The organism is Roseburia sp. 499, from assembly GCF_001940225.2.
GTDB lineage: Bacteria > Bacillota > Clostridia > Lachnospirales > Lachnospiraceae > Petralouisia.
This window is the reverse complement of sequence record NZ_CP135164.1, coordinates 471,520-492,359: the sequence shown is the minus strand read 5'-3', so window position 1 is coordinate 492,359 and position 20,840 is coordinate 471,520. Positions and strand designations below refer to the sequence as shown.

Genomic DNA, 20,840 nt, shown 5'->3' with positions numbered 1-20,840 from the left:
AATAGTAGCAGAGTAAAAAGAAAAGCCTCGGAAGCCGCTTATTTAGCGGATTCCAAGACTTGTGGCTACTATTCAAACTCGCAAAGTTTGATGTGATTTTGATTCGTTTTGGTTTATTTTCTATACCGTACAATTTTGAAAATAACGGTTTTTCCACACATTATTTTTCGTTTCACACACTTTTAGTACCAATCCAGTACCAGCTATTTTTTGTCTTTATTGTGTGTAGTTCCGGTGGCTTGCAGGTCAATTGACTATTCAGAGAATAATCGTCTGTTGGTTTGCAAGTTCACCTATGGAAATTATAATCTCAAACTGCTGTTTCTGCAACAAAAAGTTTTGTGGTACTAATCAGTAGTACCACGATTATTTTCTATGTATTGGCTGAAATCAATCACCTTTGCTGGATTTCTCTTAGGCACAATTCCAATGCGTTCCATGTCTAATTTAAAAAGCTCACTTGGATATCCATATGCATCGAATCCCTCAGGCTGACAAATATCTCTGTTAAGATACTCGCTCAGTTCCCACTGGTATTTTGTATCTTTCTCCAGTTTCTTATCAAAATACTGAGCATCCATTACCATTCTATTAATTCCGCCAACCGATTTCTTCCCATGTGTCTTTGTCACAATCATATCGCCTGACATCTTAAAATATTGTGCTATCTGTTCTTCAGAATATCCCATTTCCTGCATCACACCATGAATCACACGGCTGATATACAATGTATAATACTTCCAATTTCTTGGTTCGATATCGGTCATTGCTATTGTGTAGCGATTGCTGGCATTTACAATAAACAGGACATTTCTTCCTTTTATTTTCGTCAAATGTGTATCCCAGCAAAACACAAGTGAAGCACCCTTTATTTCATCAATCTTTGTTGTTTTTAATCGTTCTTGAACTGCTTTTGTTGCACCTATCTCCACGTGTATCACCTGCTTATCTCAAGTATTCTTTTTACTTCCTGTTGCAATTCGTCACTGAATTCTGATAAATCATCATATGTAATCACCTTCAGTCTTATAAGACGAACGATATCCCATATTGCCTCTGACTTGCTCATCTCCATAATAACTCCAGGATGATGCTTATCTTCCTTTATCCGCTTTTCCAGTTCCCAGAATTTCTCTGATGCATGCTTTGTATCATCATTCAGAAAATCCACATACTCTTTGACAAGACCTTTCATATAGTTTTCCTGCCAGTCTGATAATCTTTCTCGAAATAATTTCCAATCTTTTTTGCTTATGTCCATGATTTTAAACCTCCTCAGTCTCATGCTAGTCTCAACAAGTCTCAAATCTCATGAGACTTCTTTGAGACTAACTCCAGAATACTCTTAGATGCCACCTGATTCACACATTTCTAATATTTTTTCTTCGACTTATTTGTTTCACTCTTGAGCTAATTTTATCTTTAGTTCAAGAAGAAAAACCTCTGTTTATCAGCATTTTCTTCTTTCATCTTGGACTAAAATATAATTACTTGAACTAATTTAGCTCAAAAACTATTTTTCTCTTTTCATAACTTGAATAATATAATGCACTTTCTATTCGTTAATCTCCCAGTGTCCACTGTAACCACTTCCGACATATGATACATTAGACATTTTTTTGATTTTTCGTTTTACTGTTGCAATTCCAATTTTCAATTCCTTTGCCATATCTGCCGTTGATACTTGCGGATTTTCCTTTATCATTTTGATGATTTTTTCTTGAGTATCATCTTGGGTATCACCTTGAGTATCATCTTGGGTATCATCTTGGGTATCACCTTGAATTTTCTCTTCGTTTGCATGTGTTGCATAATTAGAACCATAATTCAAATTATACAAAATCAATGTAAACTCATCATTATCCGCCTCAAAGACCGGCATCTTGGTTTCATCAAATTCTACTTGTCCCTCATAATCTGCCAATATCTTCTTAAATCCACTACCTCTACGCTCCATATATTTTAAACGGCTAAATATATCAGCTAATATCGGATTTCTTCGCTTTGACGGGATTTTTGACAAATCCTTTCCCTCTAGAGATATTCCACTTACCATTCCGCCAGGTGAATATATTTCAATTCTATCATCAAACATATCTATATGGACTTCACTACCTATCTCCATATAGTTTCTATGAATCAATGCATTTACTACACCTTCAAGCACTGCTCTATCTGGATAATCAGGCATTTCAATTCTTCTGTCACCAACCTTACGCCATGCTTTCTTGGAATTATTTCTCACAAAATCAGTCCCCGCCTGCAACAATGTGACAAGACTGCCAGTATATTCCTTATCATCAAGTGCATCCACTATTCCCGAGGCTTTAGTAAGTCCATTCCATCTTGTACAAAACAATCTGGAATGACGTACCGGTGATTCATCTGCCAGAAGTGCTCCAGCATTCGTTAGATTTCCTCTTTCATCAATCAGTCCGAAAGATTCATAATCTGTATCTTCAAATGTATTCCCCGTTCTCTGTTTATATACTGATTTTAATTTTGTAAAGGACATATTATCAAAATCATATCTTGATTTCAGACTATCGTAACTTTCGCCGCTACCACGAAGCACCAATTCTCTTAGCCGTGAAGGAGTTGTCGGAACGCTTTCATTTCCTATACGCATAAATGCAATGAGTTGTCCATCACCTTCATAATAGTATGGTGTCTGCTGCCCTTTCATAACTTCCACAATAACAAAAATCTTTTCGCCATCTTTTTCAAAATACAACTTAAACTCCGGTATTGGATTCAAATGTGTTTTTATTGCTTCGCTAATTTTCTCGGCATCACCTTCAGCATCTGCAAGCCCCACCAACTCATTATCATTCGATACACCAAATATCAACTTGCCACCAAAACAATTGGCAAATGCACTGATACTCTTGCACCAGCTTTTAGGTTTCTTCTCTTCAAGTGCAAGCTTTTTGTCGTAATCTGTGGTTTCACCAATTAGCTGCTTTATGTCCATAAATATCACTTCCTTTCTACCTTGGACTAATCTTGGACTAATCTTGATCTAAAATGAGATATTATCGGGATAAAAACCGTTGTATTGCAATAGTATCTTAGACTAAACATCATACTTATTATGAAATACAGCAATCCTACAACTAAAACATCTACCCAATTCATAATCTTCTCTAATTCTCCATCATTAATAATCTTTATTTATAAACAGCTTTGCTATTTCATCATCTGTTCCATCCTTACCATTCTGTATTTTTAATAATAATTCACCTATCATTTTACGAAGTTGTTTTATATTTGTAGCCAGACTTCCGTCCATTTTTGATCCACCATTTTCATATATTCTACCAGCCTCAAGCTGATTTAATTTATTACTGATCTCATTTAATTCATAACCATATTTTTCTTTAATATCATATTTCAATCTATTACTCATCTGTAGAATCACTCCTCCATGTTCTAATCTATTTACTCCTTTAACTTACTGTCAATCTTATACCAGTGTTTTTTCACTTGATTCCTAATATCGCTAACAAGCAGTTTACTCTGACTAAATATTTCATCTGCCTTATAAGCATATGTAAGAAAATTCCCATGGTCTTTAGAATACTTGCTTGCACCTAAATGTGTATATGAATGATAAATTGCTTTCTTTCCTGCATTAAAAGACTTTTCATCAGTATTCTCTTTTACTTTTTTTATTTTTCTATATGCTCTACAATAAAACTTAAACAAACTCTTATCTCTTATCCGAACAGTTTTTCCATCAAATGTAAAGCCAAGATAATTAATAAGATTACTTTTCCCCTTTATCTTTTCTATAATTCCATTATCGTAGAAAAAATGTTCAGTTTTATCCTCGTTTAATTCTAAATTAGGAATGCCATCTCTGGTACTGTAAATAAATTTAGCAATCTCCTCATTTTTTCCTTTTACATCTTCTTGTGTCATAGGAACAACAATTATAATATCATCACAATATCTTCTATACATCCCTTTCTGTGAAGTGATAAAGTCATTTATTTTTTTATCAAAATCTATCATATAAACATTAGCATATACAGCACTTATAGATGAACCTTGTGGAATCTGATAATCTTTAAGGTTCTTGCGAAGATGATTTTTCTTAAACTCATGAAATTCATCTGTTTCAAAATACTTATCCATACCTCGCATATCTCTTCTCAGCAAACCCTTCTCAGACTCTATATCATCAGCTTCAATATATGTAAACTTCGTAATATTTTTGTAAATAGCATAATCAGCAGCATCTAATGACTCCTCGTTGATTACACATTTTATTTTTTCTTTTAAATATTTATGGTCAAGGTTATCAAAAAATTGGCTGAAGTCACCCACAAAAATGTAAGCCGATTCACATTTTACAATATATTCAAATACTTCTTTTGCAAAATCAATATTACATTTTCCTGGTGTACAATTTCTATAAGCTGTTGAAACACGGCTTATCCCATTTGATTTCATATACTCATTGTATCTGTTATTAAGACGGTTTCCATAATACTCATATATAAATCTGTCAATATGTGCAGCATAATATATATCTCTTTCCTTTGGCTTAATATCTTTTTTTCCATTTTCAATAACAGTGTATTTACTGCAATCCATTTTAAAATGAATAAATGGATAAAAGCCATGTCTACTGACCCAATTAATATTCTGGACTCTTTGCTGATAGTCCTTATGATTTTTCTTGACATCTAAGTGCGTATAATATTTATCTTTATATATTTTTCTACTCATTTTTCTCCTAAAAGCTTACTGAGTAACGACCGGTAGATATCTAATATCAGTAAGCATTAAAATCAATTGGACCTTGTTTTCACAAGGAACTCTACCATCCTCCAAATACGATGTATTGTATAATAATATTAACAGCTACTATAATTCACTGGTAACAGGAGGTCATACAATGGACAATATAATCATTTACATTATCAATTGTACGATATTAATTCTGGTCAAGAACGTTCTTGACATAGAATACATAATACCCTTATAGCCACTTCTATAAGGCAAAGTGATATATTTGCAACCTGTAATAATCTCTTGGCAAAAAATTTCTATTCTGCCTGCATCCTATACGATTGCTCAATTATCTCCATAACATTGTCTACATCTGATGTATGCTCCATAAATAACTCGACATCACCATTACCCCATCGTCCAAGACCAGTAATATCCTTGCAGATGCCTTTAGGATCATGAATTTCTGAAAACTTCATATTCACAGATATTCTTAATCTCTGCTTCTGTACAACCACATCTACAAAGTTCGTATCCAATTTATAAGCTATATACAATTTCTTATATTCCCTCTTTACATCTGAGGAAAGATTCATAATTCGCTTATCTAATACTTCAAATAATGTCTTTGTAAACACATTAATATCATATGTATCCAATGAATACTTCTGTGTCGGCTTTTCTTCCACACAGTATGGTGCAAGTTCTTCTTCTGATATTTTAGGATACTCCCATACTTCCTTTGCTTTATCCGATAATAATTTCGCTCTCTCTTTAATATGATTTTCATTCCATCCCGACAATTTCACGAGATATGAATTTAATCGTAAGGCGCTTTCCTTAAATCCACCTTCCATCTCCATTTTTACCATAAATGGTTTATCGCTCATTTCAGAATTATAAGCCGTAAGCGTGAGATTTCCTATTGTATGAAGATATTTTTTCTGCACATCCTTCCAATTTGGTCCCAATTCTTGCTTCCATTCATCATTAGGATTAGCATTCTGTGGCATAATATGCTCAATGGTGTAATTCTCAATTATAATCGGAGCCTTATTATTATAATTTTCCAGATGGCTTAATATATAGTTCCTTGAACGCATATTATATATATCTCTTGAAACAAATGCAGCTTCAAATTTATCATCATCCGGGAACTGTTTATAATCATCTCGTAAAACAAAGAACGCTTTAATGGAATTCATATAATCATCTTGCTTTATCTCATTCCGCAAAGTAGCAAATGTCTTATTTAAAGAGTTTGTTGGAATATCACAGATATTTCTTCTAAAAACATAGCTTATGCACATCTTAAGTATTTCAATAAAATTCTCTTCTGTAATAAGTCCCTCTGAACAATCATTATGTACTTTAAGTAAAAACGGGAATGCAACTTCCATTCGCAGATCATTCACATCCACATACAAATTTTTAATTACAGGATTTGAACTTCTAGCAAAAACCATATCTGTATAATATTTTGCATATTTTAATAAATCTTCACACAAATCACGAACTGATGAGAATTCGCAGTTCACATGATACAATTTAAATTCTTCATATACCTTGTCTATTTTGGGAATTCTAGTTAACTTCATTGTAAGATAGTCACGGAAAAATTTATCCATAACAGAGTCTTGTTTTTCATACTCAAACATTAACTCCATTGGTCTCCAAAAATGTTCATATACATAACTCTGCTCGTCATTTTCCAGTCCCATCAATATATAATTTCGGATCAAATCTGATTCTGATAGTTCTTTACCAGTAGAATTCAGGCTTTCAAAAATTGCCTGTGCATCATCCACAGCTCTATCTAATGTTATATTTACTATCTGTAACTTTCCTATAGATTCATAAATTTCTGCCGGCTTCAACTCGTTCTTCTCTATTTGCTCTACAAAAAATCTATGATTTATCAACAAACGTGACACAGTATTTTCAGGTATCGGTTTTTTCTCTACCAATCTTATAAGAATATCTCTATCATTCTCTGTTAATAACAATTTGTATCTTTCATCGCCATTTTCATATTCATTTTTTAACAACATATTATCTATTCGGCGAGAATTAATGCTGGTATCCTCTGGATGATTTATTGCATAATCTCTAAGTGCTATCAATAGCAAAGTCAATGTTGTCATTCTCTGCTGTCCATCAATAATCATATATTTCTGAACTCCTGTTGGCATCGCCTGTTCTGCGATATTAACAATGGAACCTACAAAATGTCCCTGCTTATTCTTTTTCTGCATGTCAACAATATCATTCCAAAGTCTTCTGCACTGTTCAATATCCCAGCTATAATAACGCTGATATACCGGAATCAGAAACTGCTTATTCCCATTTAGTATTGAATATATATTTCCCTTTGTCGCATCCAATGCTCATTCCTCCTATTCTTGTCCGTATTTCGTCTGTGACTCAGCTACCATCATCGTACTTCTATCCTCATTCACATAGGAGACACTGCTATGAAAATCCACTACATTTTCTTCTCGTCCCATGTCATTGTTATCCGTCCAAAGTTCACATTGAGTCATAACAGTCTGTACTGCGTCATCCATGCCTTCTGGTGGATATTTATGTTTTTTTAGTAGTTTCTTAATCATCATCCGCATTTTAGCCCGTGCTGAATCACGCTTTTGCCAGTCGATTGTACGATTTTTACGAAGTGTGTCAGCTAGCTCCTTAGTAATTGCTATAAGTTCTTCGTTTTCATAAAAGTCCTTAATAGCCTGCGGTTTTGTAAGAGCATCATAGAATGCCAATTCATCCGCTGTAAGGCCCAGCTTATCTCCTTCCTCCTTTGCTGCTGCAATCTGCTTAGCCAAATTCAGAAGTTCTTCTATTACCTGTTCATTCGTAAGCATACCATTAAGATATCTATTCATGGTTTGCTGGATGATTTCACTAAACTTTTCAGACTTTACAACATTAGTTCTTCGATATATTTGAACCTGCTCTGCAATCAGTTTTTTTAGTAATTCCACTGCGAGGTTTTTCTCTTTCATCTTTGATATTTCTTCTAAAAACTTCGGATCAAAGAGTGAGAAATTTTGCGATACATCAGAGAACAGATTGATTACACCATCACTCTTTATACTTGCCTTTAGCAATTCATTTATTCTGGCGTTCATTTCTGGAAGGGATATTTTCTTTCCCTGTCCCTGATTCATAAGTCGCATTACAAGTACTCTGACAGATTCGAAAAAGGCGGCTTCGACGCGAAGTGATTCCTCTACCATTGATGAACATAATGACAGTGCCTGTTTTAAAAGTAGTGCTTCCTTTAAGAACTCTGTTCTTTCTTTTTCTTTATTAACACCAACTATAAAGTTTACGCCTCCGCTAATGGCTTTTGATCTTTCCAAATCTGAGCCTGTCATAAACTTAGAATAATCATATCCATGGAAGAAATCCTGACATATTGAAAGTTTTTCTAAGAATTTCGGATATGCAACCTTCGCAACATCAGTATCTCCATAGTTTTTCTTATCACGTGAAGTATAATCATTCATTGCCTCTTTGAGTGCAGATGCAATACCTACATAGTCAACAACAAGTCCACCTTCCTTATCTTTAAAGACTCGATTTACTCTGGCTATTGCCTGCATAAGATTATAACCCTTCATAGGTTTATAAACATACATTGTAGCAAGTGATGGCACATCAAATCCTGTAAGCCACATATCAACTACTATCGCAATTTTGAGTGGACTATCATTGTCCTTGAACTTCTTAGCCATCTCATCCTTGTGACGTTTATTTCCAATAATCTCTTTCCATGCTTCTGGATCTTTGTTGCTATCAGTCATAACAACCCCGACTTTTTCTGTCCATGTCGGTCGAAGTTCCAAAATTCTCTTATATATTTTCATAGCAATAGAGCGTGAATATGCAACAATCATAGCTTTTCCTGTAAGCAGATTAGCTCTATTGTTGTCATAATGATCTAAAATATCACATACTAATGAGTCTATTGTCTTGTCATTACCAAGGATTGCCTCCATTTGTCCTAATTGTTTTTTACTCTTTTCTACAACCTCTGCATCTGCATTTGATGCCATTAAATCATATTCTGCATCAATCAATTTGAGTGTTGCTTCATCCAGCTTTAACTTGATAACTCTGCTTTCGTAATAAACTGGTCTTGTAGCTCCATCTTCAACCGCCTGCGTCATATCATATATATCAATATACTCTCCAAAGACTTCTCTTGTACTCCTATCTTTCATAGATATAGGCGTACCTGTAAATCCCACATATGTAGCATTTGGAAGGCAATTTCTAATAATCCTGGCTGTTCCTGTTACAATCTTAGCCTCTTTTTCTCCATCTTCATTTTCTACCATTTTTATTTTTTCTTTTAAACCATATTGTCCACGATGAGCCTCATCCGCCATTACAATAATGTTGCGTCTTTCAGATAATGGTTCTTCTGATTCTTCAAACTTCTGCATTGTGGTAAATATAATTCCATTAGCTTGTCTGCCATTCAGCCAATCCTTTAATCCAATATCATCCTTCGTTGAACTTGGTCCTAGTTTTCTGCATGTTGCATGAACTGGAACCTGTCTCAAAAATGAACTACATTTTGCAAACTGCCCAAAAAGCTGATCATCCAAATCATTTCTATCCGTAATTACAACTATAGTCGGGCTGTCCAATGCCTCCTGCAACAAATGAGCATAAAATACCATTGATAAAGATTTTCCAGAGCCCTGTGTATGCCAGAAAACACCACCTTTTCCATCTGTAACTGTCGCCTTTTTTGCCATCTGAACAGCCTTATTTACCGCAAAATACTGGTGATATCCCGCTAGTATCTTGTACTTCTTCAATCCCTCATCTGAAAAACAGATAAAGTTTTTGATAATATCGAGCAATCTTGCTCTGTCAAACATACCTTCAAAAAATGTATCAAACTGAGCATACTGCGTATTCTCATAATTCCCATCTTTCGTTTTCCATTCCATAAAACGGTCTTCACCCGAAGTAATTGTACCTGCCTTCGATGTCAACTGATCGCTAATAACGCTAATACAATTATAGATAAACATAGAAGGAATCTCATGGATGTAATTTCTAATCTGCAAATAACCTTCTGATGCATCTGTTTCTTCTCTGGAAGGTGATTTCAATTCTATAAGAACAACCGGAAGCCCGTTTATAAACAAGATGATATCCGGTCTCTTGTTGCTATTTTCAATAAATGTCCACTGATTTGCTACGATAAAAGAGTTATTGTCCACATTTTTATAATCCACTATGTATGCCAATGAAGAACACAGTTCTCCATCTGCCGTATATCTTACAGGAATGCCATGCTGAATATAGTCCATAAACACTTCATTTTTCTGTACAAGGTCTCCATTTTCATAATTTTGTAACTTGTACATTGCATCAGAAATAGCCTCCTCTGGTAGAGAAGGATTTAGTCTATGTATGTATTCCATAAGTACATCCTTGTATAATGGACTGTAGAAATCTCGTTCGATATCTGGTCCGTAAACATATTGGTATCCCATATTTTGGAATAACTCTATTATGGAATTTTCGTAATCTGCTTCTGTAAATGTTGTGGACATGTGTATCACCTCACTAATCTTCTGCATAGCCAATTCTTTTACTATAATCTATTTCTCGTTTACTCCAATTTTTCAAATTTTCTACTGAAGCTACGTCCTTCAATATTGTAATATCTTTATTCAATACCTTCTCAATGAAGAATCTTAATTCTCTACCTACATAATCAATTTCAGCATGATTCAAAGTCCATTCCGATTCCACTGCTCTATCATAAAACTTTGAAACATTCAACAATGCCGCATTTTTCGCAACACTCTTTGTCATATCTCCAATCAAAACTTTATCTGAGAAAAATACAGCAACACGATTACACAAAGCTAATATTTGCGTATAGCTTATTTTGTCTATCAATTCAATAAACCTATTATTAGCATTCTCGGAAATATGCAATTGAAGTCTTCTAGCTTCCAACATCTCTTCAAATTTTATTATCAAATCATTGTATATATATTCTTTAAATAATGTAATTAATTCCTCGTCCTCATTGCATTCCAAGAAATAAGTATTTTTATTCATTTTGTGCAATGTTGCTTCATCAATAATAACATTTACATCATAATGAACCTTAGCAACATAATACTTGTTCGGAAAATCCTCTTCGCAAAAAGCTTTTACTTCACTTTCTGGTGAAACGGATATTGCTTTGATTTCAACCATCCGATTAATATATTCGATCCAATTTTCTTTCACTTCCATTGGTGCAATCTGTGAAGTATTATGAAACGAATTATTGAACAACAAATATATTAATTTAACCTGATCTGCAAGAATTAATTCTGCAAAATCGATTCTATCATTTTCTTTTTCATATGTTTTTCTGATTTCTTTTTTCTTGCGCTCATACTCCATCATCTCAATAGCTTTACAACCATTACAATCGCACTTTTTTCTTCTCCACCCATTATTTGCATACTCTTTGTGACCACAATTCAAACAAAACCTATCACTCTGTTCACCACTATACGAATACGCAGTTCTTGCTTCTATATTTTTATACAAGAACTCTCCACAAATCACGCATACATCATTAGTTCTTACTGGTGGTAAAATCTTCAATAATCCCCCAGGTTTTACATCTATATTATATTTACTAAGTATATCCGATATTTTGATTGATTTATCCATATACATAGTAACAACTTCTTCAATTTGCGTCTCTGTTAAATGTTCTAATTTTTCGTTAATCTCCATATCTTATATCCTTTCTGTAAAAATGGTAAACAATAATTTAGTGGCTTAAAGCTCAATATCGGAGACATCAAGTTCGCCGGACATCAGACGAGGAAGTAATGTATCTCGAAGTTTTGCAAGATTTACCGATTGCTTTTCATTTTCCTGCATTTGAGAATACATTGGTGCAACCGTTTCTTCAAAAATGCACAGTGTTACATCGTCGGGAATATATAACTGCATTGCATTTAGAATGTTGGTTGTCATACTTGGCACAGCAGAGCCGGCATTCAGAGAAGCAAGGTCTTTGCCTTTTACAAAGTGATACACAAATTTTGCAATATTAGGACGAAGCATTTCGGTGTAGAACATTGTATCCACCGACCAAAATGCACCATTAACATACATAACATTGTTCAGTGTACCTTTACGGGGGATAAGGACAGATTCACCAGTATAAAGTGGCTTCTCTACATATCGCATTATGCCGCCAGAACCATATACTGGATAACAACCATCATCAAGTTTTTTATGGTCTTTGCCGTATTTTACTGAAACTAAATCAGAAAGATTTCCTTCTTTCCAGTTCGAATTTCGGTTTTCGATGAACATTTGATGATAAATTGCCTGAGCTTGCTGCTCTAAATTATTGTTTATCAATTCATTATTATTTATTTTTTGTTCTATACACCATAATGTATCTGCAATTCTTTTTTGTTCTTGATAGTCAGGTGCATAAATCTTGCATTTTAATAATTCAGGCTGTCGCAGACCAACAACAGTTGTTCCTGTAGCTCTACCATCAAGTTCTGCTTGAAAGAATGATGATGTCATATAAAAGTAAATGTATTTTGGATAAAAGGTGTTATTAACCCTTACTGCAAATAATCTTTGACTCAAAACAATTTTTTCGTCACTATCCCAATAATAAATTTGACCAAATGGCGCTTCGGAAGTTATTAAAATATCTCCCTTTTGAACCTCTTCCTTCATCCAGCATCTATACATTTCCTCTGAAACATATCTAATACTATCCGGCTGAACAATCTTTCCTGTTTTGATGTTTTTGGCGGATAATGCTCTGTATCCTGACTCACTCCAATCTCCGCCCAACTTTTTAGGTGTCTTTCCTCTATAATCAATCACAGTAGAAATCACATCTGCAACTGTGTATTCATTCCATTCAGCCATAATCGTTATCCTCTCTATCCAATGTATTTTCTGTGAGCAATCTTAACATTGCTCTGTTTGACCATTGCGTACTGCAAGGTCGTATCTATTTTCCTATGCCCCAAGAGCTGTTGTAACTGTTCTATGGGCATTCCTTTATCTATTGCCATTGTTGCAAGTGTACGCCTGAACTTGTGCGGGTGTACTTTTTGCAGCCCTAATTGCTTTCCAAATTCACGCAAACGAACCTCAACTCCGCCGATTTTCAGCCTTTCGTGCGGCGATTTCAACGACACGAATAGCGCCGGATTATCGTCCGTTCTGCTCTCTAAGTAATTCTGCAAATGTATCTTTGTTCGAGCGTCAAAATAGACCACTCGTTCCTTGCTGCCTTTACCAAATACGATACATTCTCTCTCATTGAAATCAATATCATTTCGGTTAAGCAGCACCATTTCTCCGACACGCATCCCCGTTGAAGCCAGCATATCTATAATTGCCAAGTCTCTCAGTTCCGTGCAGTTATCCCTCATAAGTTCCAACGCTTCATCGGAATAAGTTTCCTTTATGTTTGTGCCAGTCTTTACTCTGTGTATTCGTCTGACAGGACTTTTCAGTATGTAATCTTCGTCCTCCAGCCAAGAGAAAAAGCTGGACAAGATACGACGGATATTGTCTATCGTAACCTTGCTTGACTTCTTCTTTTCCTGATACTCGGTCAGGTATCCACGAATGTCGTCCGTTACAATGTGCTTAACATCTTTGTTCAGCTCATCGAGCATCGCTTCAATAGTTGCCTTATAGTATCTAAGAGATTTCTCGGAACAGCCCTCAATTCGCTTTGCCGATAAGAACAGCTCCACATAGTTCTGCTTCGCGTTATTCTCTTGGTTTTGCTTCTCGGTTACCTCATACTTTGCAAGGGAATATTGTAAAACCTCCTGCAACTTCTCATTTTGTGCGTTATTCAGAAAAGGTAACATTCCCTGGATAACATCTTTGATTAAATCTTGTTTCACAGTCAATTCTCCTTTGAATAATTCTTAGAGAACGACATGCAACGGCAGTTCTTGTTATAACTTCTGCCGTTGGTAGAAGTATTATCTGTTTTTATTTTTTGTTTCGTGCTTTTCTATTTTGGGCTGTTCTTATCATATTTTCAACCTCGCTCAATCGCAAATCAAAATGTTTTTGCAAAAGTGCAGTGATTTCATCATTTTTTAATTTTGAATCAATTAAGAGGTCTAATGTTTTGATTAGGCACAGTTGATAACCAGAATTAAATGAATACTCATCATTATCTTCTTTTTGCTCGACAAGACGAGATTTTACATCCGTCGGTATTTTTTTGAATTCATCTAATATTTCATTTTTCAAGTCCATATAAACATCCTTTCTGTTAAACAATAATTTAGAGCAGCAAGCAATGGCACTTTTCAAATTGTGGTTCATTGACTATGAACCATTTGACAGACAAGTTCCAACGACTTGGAAAAATGGCGTTCTTGGCGATTTTGTTGAAATAAAGCGTGGCGGTTCACCTCGCCCCATTCAAAATTTCTTATCCGATAGTGGGTTGCATTGGTTGAAAATATCCGATGCAACAAATATAAGTTCCCCATTCATCAATGAAATCAAGGAATACATCATTGAAGATGGTTTGAAAAAAACTGTTTTTCTCAAAGCAGGAAGTTTAGTTTTATCAAATAGCGCCACACCCGGTTTGCCCAAAATTCTTGACATAGATACTTGCATACACGATGGGTGGCTATATTTTCCGTCGTCCAAGTTTTCAAACGAATACTTATATCTGTATTTCAAACACATTCGAGATAATTTGATTGCACTTGGCAATGGCAGTGTATTTACAAACCTGAAAACGGATATTCTAAAGAATTATCCCACCAACTTACCGACAGATGAAGTACTGAATGAGTTTGACGGAATTATAAAACCTATATTTTCTATGATTCTATCCAAAACAAGAGAATCAAAGCGATTAACAGAAATCAGAGACTCTCTGTTGCCTCGTCTGATGTCCGGCGAGCTTGATGTTTCAGACATCGACCTTTAAGCCGCTAAATTATTGTTTATCTCATTATTTATGCTAATTTTATCATCTAATAATTTTAATATTGATGATATTCTTGTTTGTATTTCAAGATCAGGAAATGGTATTTCAATATTTTGTACAACATCCGTTTGTACTCGCTGGCGTCCTGAAGATCCTACCATAGATTTGATAGCAATATCTCTAACCATTGGACTACAAACCAAATAAAAAACATAATATGGGTCTGTTACACCTTCCTTAGCTCTGAATACAATATACTCTGTCGAACCGAAGCCCACTTCATTTTCATCAAGTATACTAATCATTGCCGTCTTACCATTCTCTAAACAAGGTGTAATACGTGCCATTACTGTATCCCGATTACGAAATTTTACTCCACCGGAATATTCAGTTATTTCATATTCGCTTATATCTCTACAAAATGGTTGTAACTTATCCATTCCAACTTTTTTTGCCAATACACCTTTATTCAGTGCTTCTCTTGGATTAATCTCTATACAGACACTTAATTTTTCCATTCGCCATATAGTGGACATATCGTTCATCCCTCACTTTCGTACTCTGACTCATTTATTTTATAAACATCTATAATACTAAAAATTTCATCAAGAAGGTATTCCACTTCAACATGAACGTCAATAATCTCCTCTGTTGATGCACCATCATAAAAGATGTACCGAATTTCTAATTTTGTATCAAACGAATACATCGTTACATTTTCCTTTTCATCAGATATTTCTACATTTTCATATCCAATCAAATGAATAGATGTACTTTTGATTAATCTACTTTTTTCTACAATACCAAAATCGTGATCAATCAGTTGAATAGTAAAATCACCTGAAGTAACCCAATCATTGAATTCCTGATAATCTCCTGCTTCCTGAATCGGCAAATAAGAATACGCATCTATATCTTTTGCCCAAATTTGCAACTGTTCTTTTACTTCTTCTCTCTTTGAACATATATCAATAACAGCATCTGGAAATAGACCTGTAAACTCAGCAACTAATTGCTCCTTAAACCCTTTATCTTGTGAATAGAAAATAAACTCTGATTTTGGATTTTTTTCTGCCAATTCCAAAATGCTTTCCCAAATTAGGACATCCTTAAATCCCTTATCTGAATTCTTCTCTTTTCCTTCAAACGGTGCCTCTTTTTCAAATGCACGTGTAACTATTCTCCCAAAACACTTCTCTTTCGGAATAGGCAATTCAATTATTTTATTAATTCCTCTTGAGATAGACTTCTTGTATTCATCTATTTGCCTGTCTATATAAACACTGTAATCCCCTAATGGCAAACGTTTGACTGCATATTCGGGAAACTTCCATTTTTCAAATTCAACAATTCTTTTCTCATGAGCTTCTACAATTTGTTTCTTTAATTCATTCCAAACAACAGCAGGAATCGCAATTTCGACATTTTCATATATATCAAGCTGATTAATCATTTCAATAACACTCTCAAATGCAGAATTAAGTGAAAATGAAGTAAAATCGGCATGACTTTGATATGATTGATGTAATATATTGGTATCAAATATCAAAATATATCTTTTATCATTTGATTTCATATCCTATTGCGCCTAACTTTCTGCGAATTTCTTCTTCAAGTTCGTGGGACTTAGCAAACATATCCGACAGTTCTGATGTAAGCCTTCCCATCTTTTCCTCAAATGGTTCTCCATCATCTTCCTGTTCTGCAATCCCAACATATCGTCCCGGAGTAAGAATATAATCCTGTTTAGCGATATCCTCTATCGTTGCTATTGCACAGAAGCCTTTTTTCTCCTCCAATGTTCCATTCTGAAATGCTTCAAAAGTGTCTGCCAATAATTTAATATCTTTTTCATCATCCAGATCTCTATGTTTTCTGTCTACCATATGCCCCATATTACGAGCATCTATAAATAATATTTTTCCCTTCTGTTTTTTGTTATCTGTAATAAACCACAAAGTTACCGGAATAGTTACACTATAGAAAAGCTGCGTAGGCATCGCAATAATACCTTCAATTTTATCATCTTCAATTATCTTCTTACGAATCTCTCCTTCTCCACTTGTTTGTGTAGATAATGCCCCATTTGCAAGTACCAATCCTATCTTTCCGTTCGGTGCCAAGTGATGAATCATATGCTGAATCCATGCATAGTTGGCATTCCCAGCTGGTGGCAGACCATATTTCCAACGTGGATCATCTACCAACCTTTCTTGATTCCATGGATGATAGTTGAATGGAGGATTCGCAAGTATAAAATCTGCTTTTAAAGTCTTATGCCAATCATTCGTAAATGTATCTGCCTGATATGGTCCAAAGTTAGCATCTATGCCTCTGATTGCCATATTCATTTTTGCCATTTTCCATGTATCAGCATTCGCTTCCTGTCCATATACAGAAATTGCTCCCCTTTTTCCATTATGTGCTTGAATGAACTTTGCACTCTGTACAAACATTCCACCTGAACCACAACAAGGGTCATATACACGACAGTTTTCAAATGGTTTTAAGATTTCAACCAATGTTTTTACTATACTTGAAGGAGTGTAAAATTCTCCGCCACTTGCACCTTCTTTTTCGGCAAACTGTGCAATACAATACTCATATGTTCTTCCAAGCAAATCTTCATTTGCTTCCGTATCAGTCATATCAATACTATTTGTAAATATATCAACAACATCACCTAGGATTCTTTTATCCAAATCTGGACTAGCATAATTCTTTGGAAGAACATCTTTCAAACTTTTATTGTCTGCCTCAATAGCCTTCATAGCATTATCAATCACAATTCCAATTTCCGGAGTATGAGCTGCAGATGCTATAGTTGACCATCTTGCTTCCTCTGGTACAAAGAAAACATTTTCCATAGTATATGCATCTATATCATCCTCGAAACCATCGCCCTCTTCTACTAGTTCTTTATATCTTTTATCAAATGCCGCTGATATGTATCTTAAGAAAATAAGTCCAATAATAACTTTTCTGTACTCTGCTGCCGGAATATGTCCCCAAAGCACACACGCTGCATCCCATATTTCTTTTTCAAATCCTATATTTGCATTGTTCTTATCCGCCACAATAAAGCCTCTCTTTCCATACTTTTTTCTATTCTTCGGACTCAATCCTCACAATATCATCAAACCCACATTTTAATTCAACACATATCCTCGCCAGTATATCCAACGATACCTGCTGATCATTATTCATCTTCGTAAATGTGCTTGGTGCAATTTGTGTTCTTTTTCTTAATTCAGTTTTCGTCATATCCCTATCAATCAATAGTTTCCATAAGGGCTTATAAGATATTTTCACCTGATTTTCTGACATGTTCTTTCCTCCGATTTATCACGCCAAATAGTCCTTTTTTCTCAAAAATAATTATATCATCTATCTTTCATATTTACAATTATAACTTTTGAGTTCTCGAAACATAGAGTATTACTAAGTATGTCTATTTTCTATGGATTGCTTTTTGTACCTGCTTTTTGTACCTCTTCTTTCTCTTCAATAATGTAATCCAAAACCGTCATAATAGTTCATGAAATAGACAGAGGAACTATCTCCCTCTGCCTCTACTCCACTGCTTCTCCTGTTCCATCTCATGCCTCTCATTCCCGCTTACTGTCTCCTCATAAATCTTCTGATACTCCTCGTACAGTTGATCCCCATCAAGTTTCACACCCAATTTATCCAGTACACTCATAAATAGTTTCAAATTACCACTAGCATCACTTACATCGAACATAAAAGCATTTGCTTTCACAGAAGTTTTAAGGTACTTATATGGACCACAAGCCAAAAGTTCTCTTGCTACCTTTTCTGCCTTATCTGCCACAACATTCTTTTTAACAACATCTACTAAACGCTTTGATTCCTCATAAAGCCTGTCAAAATCAGCTTCGTGACCAATTTGCTTAAAGAAGCTATTAAGTTTCTCATATACTGCAAGTACATCATCGTTTTCATTAACGCCTGCCATTCGTATCTTCTCCTCATCAGAACTGACATGATAATCTGCATACGAATAAAATGATTTATCTTTTACATTCGTCTCAGTCACCACCTCTTCCATGTCCATTGCAGGCTCCGAGTTACTGCGATACATATCCTCTGTATTATTTTCGTATAATTCTTTCAAATCAGCTCCACAATATTTCTGTACAGGCACATCAATAGTAGTTTCACCATCCCTCGCCTTTTCGATATACTCTAAGGCATCAACACACACATCTTCCGAAGCGTCCTTTTCCTGTTTTTTCTCCCAATGCATTGTATCTACAACAGAAACGCCTACATCCGCTCCTTCCACTTCCACTGCATGAACCTCTTCTGTTTGTACCTTACAAGCCACCGCTTCTTCCATCTGAGGTATCACAATCTCATTATCATCAACCAGTTCTTCTATCTCCGGCACATCATGATACGCAGTATACAGATTTTCCTTTATCGCCATATCCACCAGACCAATCTGCTTTTTAGCCTCTTTCTTCTGTTGCTTTAATACATCCAATTTCTTCTGCATAACCATATGCCACAACTGATAATCTCGATACTGTTCGTCCGTCTTGATTGCTCTCTTTTTACCGGAACTAAGCCTATAAATCTCATGCTGCCTGTCATCAATCTCCTTCATTTTCTTTTCCTGTTCACTTCTATAATCCAGCAAATCAGAAAAGTCTCTGATATTGTTATCCACCAGCATCAAATACTCATCCTGCAACTGATGAAACCTTTTCAAATCCTCTGCGTATTTTACTGCATTGACTTTGAACCTGTTCTGCTCCACCATACGAAGTCGATACATCTTGGCATAGTATTTCTTCTGAAATTCTGATAGATTTGCGCATTTCAAATACCGAATATTCTTAGAATAAAAATGTGGATGCACCATCCAAGGCATATCCACATAATATCTAATCTTATTCTCTGAAAACATTTCATCCATTTTTGCAAGACTGTGATAATATCTATATCCTGGAGCCAGCACCTCCATCCACACACCTGACTTAAATATATAGCCCAGTCTTCTCATCAGATATTTGAAGTGTTCCACATCTCCGGCGGCATAAGCACACATCTGTGCGTCACGCAGGATAATTTCTTTCATTGACATTTCTTTTTCCCATTTATCCCTGCTGATGTTCTTTGGTTTCTTACTGTATTCTGCCGGAATAATACCAAGCCCAAGCTCTTTGCAATACTTATTGGTAATCGGTTGCAAATGATTCTTCCAGTTTCCTTTTGGCGAATTATATTTTTTTCCAGTTGTTACACTCACACTGTTCCATATCAAATGTCCATGCATGTGTTCCCTGTCTGTATGAACCGCAAATACAGCTTCATAATCATCCCCAAGTACATCCTTCGCAAAATGTTCCAATACATACATTGCCTGTTCTGCCGTAACTTTCTCCTCCGGAGAAAACGAAATAATCACATGATATCCTTGTCTGTTACCTGTCTTGTGAAATATATTCTTTGTTTCTACCATTTGCTCAAATGCAGTATCCGGCAGGCAGTTGATACTGCCCACCAAAACACATTCTTCCGTCTTGTCAGGATTTTGGATATACTGCAAAGCATTTTCCAGATGCGATGCCGGATTTCTGCCTTTTGATTCCTTAATATTCAGGATCTTTGTAATCGCCATGTCTCCAGCACCTCCCTGAATAAGATTTTGATTTCATCAAGACTTCTCTGCAACTTATCAATATCGCTGAAATACAGTTCTCCTTGTGTATTTCCAAGTCTGACCGCCTGATTGATATTATTTGCGATACCAGAAAAAATCCTGATAACTCTTGCCCTGTCCTCTGGATATCGAAAATCAACATTTCCACCTAACCGAATCAATTCCCGCACATATTCACTTACTGTCTTTCCACTTTTTCTAACTGCTGCATCCAGAATATCCATATCCTTCTCCGACAGTTTCACCGAAATCTTATAGTCTTTCCTATCAGACTTGTATCTTCTCTTTCCATCTGCCATAATCAAATCCCCTTTCGTGTCTTAAAAATATTGTCTTAAACCAATTTCTTTTTATCTGTCCCATTGCTCTTTCATCCTTTCAAAAAGCTTTGCTTATAGGTTT

The 20,840-nt window shown here is 35.3% G+C and carries 18 protein-coding genes; 1 reads left to right on the top strand and 17 read right to left on the bottom strand.

The window, feature by feature from the left end; all coding sequences use genetic code 11:
- Nucleotides 1-347 precede the first annotated feature (347 nt).
- The 11 genes from BIV20_RS02595 to BIV20_RS02545 all read right to left on the bottom strand — a co-directional run bounded on the left by BIV20_RS02595 (nt 348) and on the right by BIV20_RS02545 (nt 14,055).
- A complete protein-coding gene (locus BIV20_RS02595) occupies nt 348-932 on the bottom strand; it encodes a DUF6933 domain-containing protein (protein WP_075717780.1) in 585 nt (194 codons plus the stop codon).
- Between the two features lie 5 nt (nt 933-937).
- Nucleotides 938-1,261 (bottom strand): hypothetical protein, encoded by a 324-nt coding sequence (locus tag BIV20_RS02590; RefSeq protein WP_075717778.1) that lies wholly within the window; start codon nt 1,259-1,261, stop codon nt 938-940.
- Between the two features lie 294 nt (nt 1,262-1,555).
- Nucleotides 1,556-2,974 carry an ATP-binding protein gene (locus tag BIV20_RS02585; protein ID WP_075717776.1) on the bottom strand — a complete coding sequence of 473 codons (1,419 nt, stop codon included), beginning with the start codon at nt 2,972-2,974 and terminating at the stop codon, nt 1,556-1,558.
- A 186-nt stretch (nt 2,975-3,160) separates the two neighbouring features.
- Entirely contained in the window at nt 3,161-3,409 is a 249-nt protein-coding gene (locus BIV20_RS02580; RefSeq protein ID WP_075717774.1) for a hypothetical protein, read from the bottom strand.
- A 32-nt stretch (nt 3,410-3,441) separates the two neighbouring features.
- Nucleotides 3,442-4,737, bottom strand: coding sequence for a reverse transcriptase/maturase family protein (locus tag BIV20_RS02575; RefSeq protein ID WP_075717772.1), 1,296 nt, complete (start codon nt 4,735-4,737; stop codon nt 3,442-3,444).
- 320 nt (nt 4,738-5,057) lie between these two features.
- The gene (locus BIV20_RS02570) at nt 5,058-7,124 is read right to left on the bottom strand and encodes a DUF262 and DUF1524 domain-containing protein (RefSeq protein WP_075717770.1); all 2,067 of its coding nucleotides are present in this window, start codon (nt 7,122-7,124) and stop codon (nt 5,058-5,060) included.
- Between the two features lie 12 nt (nt 7,125-7,136).
- The gene (locus tag BIV20_RS02565) at nt 7,137-10,331 is read right to left on the bottom strand and encodes a type I restriction endonuclease subunit R (protein WP_075718208.1); all 3,195 of its coding nucleotides are present in this window, start codon (nt 10,329-10,331) and stop codon (nt 7,137-7,139) included.
- A 13-nt stretch (nt 10,332-10,344) separates the two neighbouring features.
- Nucleotides 10,345-11,523: a hypothetical protein gene (locus tag BIV20_RS02560; RefSeq protein WP_075717768.1), complete on the bottom strand. Its 1,179-nt coding sequence runs from the start codon at nt 11,521-11,523 to the stop codon at nt 10,345-10,347.
- Nucleotides 11,524-11,568: 45 nt separating this feature from the next.
- Complete coding sequence (locus BIV20_RS02555) at nt 11,569-12,693, bottom strand: restriction endonuclease subunit S (RefSeq protein WP_075717766.1); 1,125 nt, start codon at nt 12,691-12,693, stop codon at nt 11,569-11,571.
- A gap of 14 nt (nt 12,694-12,707) precedes the next feature.
- Entirely contained in the window at nt 12,708-13,691 is a 984-nt protein-coding gene (xerA, locus tag BIV20_RS02550; RefSeq protein ID WP_075717764.1) for a site-specific tyrosine recombinase/integron integrase, read from the bottom strand.
- 91 nt (nt 13,692-13,782) lie between these two features.
- Nucleotides 13,783-14,055: a hypothetical protein gene (locus BIV20_RS02545; protein ID WP_075717762.1), complete on the bottom strand. Its 273-nt coding sequence runs from the start codon at nt 14,053-14,055 to the stop codon at nt 13,783-13,785.
- A gap of 43 nt (nt 14,056-14,098) precedes the next feature.
- Here BIV20_RS02545 and BIV20_RS02540 point away from each other — a divergent pair, with 43 nt between their 5' ends.
- Nucleotides 14,099-14,746, top strand: coding sequence for a restriction endonuclease subunit S (locus BIV20_RS02540; protein WP_075717760.1), 648 nt, complete (start codon nt 14,099-14,101; stop codon nt 14,744-14,746).
- On the opposite strand, the gene BIV20_RS02535 is transcribed toward BIV20_RS02540, so the two are convergent.
- The 6 genes from BIV20_RS02535 to BIV20_RS02510 all read right to left on the bottom strand — a co-directional run bounded on the left by BIV20_RS02535 (nt 14,743) and on the right by BIV20_RS02510 (nt 20,737).
- Complete coding sequence (locus tag BIV20_RS02535) at nt 14,743-15,282, bottom strand: restriction endonuclease subunit S (protein ID WP_075718206.1); 540 nt, start codon at nt 15,280-15,282, stop codon at nt 14,743-14,745. The genes BIV20_RS02540 and BIV20_RS02535 overlap by 4 nt on opposite strands.
- Nucleotides 15,283-15,287: 5 nt before the next feature.
- Complete coding sequence (locus tag BIV20_RS02530; RefSeq protein ID WP_075717758.1) at nt 15,288-16,322, bottom strand: PIN domain-containing protein; 1,035 nt, start codon at nt 16,320-16,322, stop codon at nt 15,288-15,290.
- Nucleotides 16,309-17,823, bottom strand: coding sequence for a type I restriction-modification system subunit M (locus BIV20_RS02525; protein ID WP_075717756.1), 1,515 nt, complete (start codon nt 17,821-17,823; stop codon nt 16,309-16,311). Before BIV20_RS02525 ends, BIV20_RS02530 begins: the two co-directional genes overlap by 14 nt.
- A gap of 28 nt (nt 17,824-17,851) precedes the next feature.
- A complete protein-coding gene (locus BIV20_RS02520; RefSeq protein WP_330554495.1) occupies nt 17,852-18,058 on the bottom strand; it encodes a helix-turn-helix transcriptional regulator in 207 nt (68 codons plus the stop codon).
- A gap of 244 nt (nt 18,059-18,302) precedes the next feature.
- The gene (locus tag BIV20_RS02515) at nt 18,303-20,396 is read right to left on the bottom strand and encodes a relaxase/mobilization nuclease domain-containing protein (RefSeq protein ID WP_083655065.1); all 2,094 of its coding nucleotides are present in this window, start codon (nt 20,394-20,396) and stop codon (nt 18,303-18,305) included.
- Nucleotides 20,375-20,737 (bottom strand): ribbon-helix-helix domain-containing protein, encoded by a 363-nt coding sequence (locus BIV20_RS02510; protein WP_075717752.1) that lies wholly within the window; start codon nt 20,735-20,737, stop codon nt 20,375-20,377. The genes BIV20_RS02515 and BIV20_RS02510 overlap by 22 nt, the downstream gene beginning before the upstream one ends.
- Between the last annotated feature and the right edge of the window lie 103 nt (nt 20,738-20,840).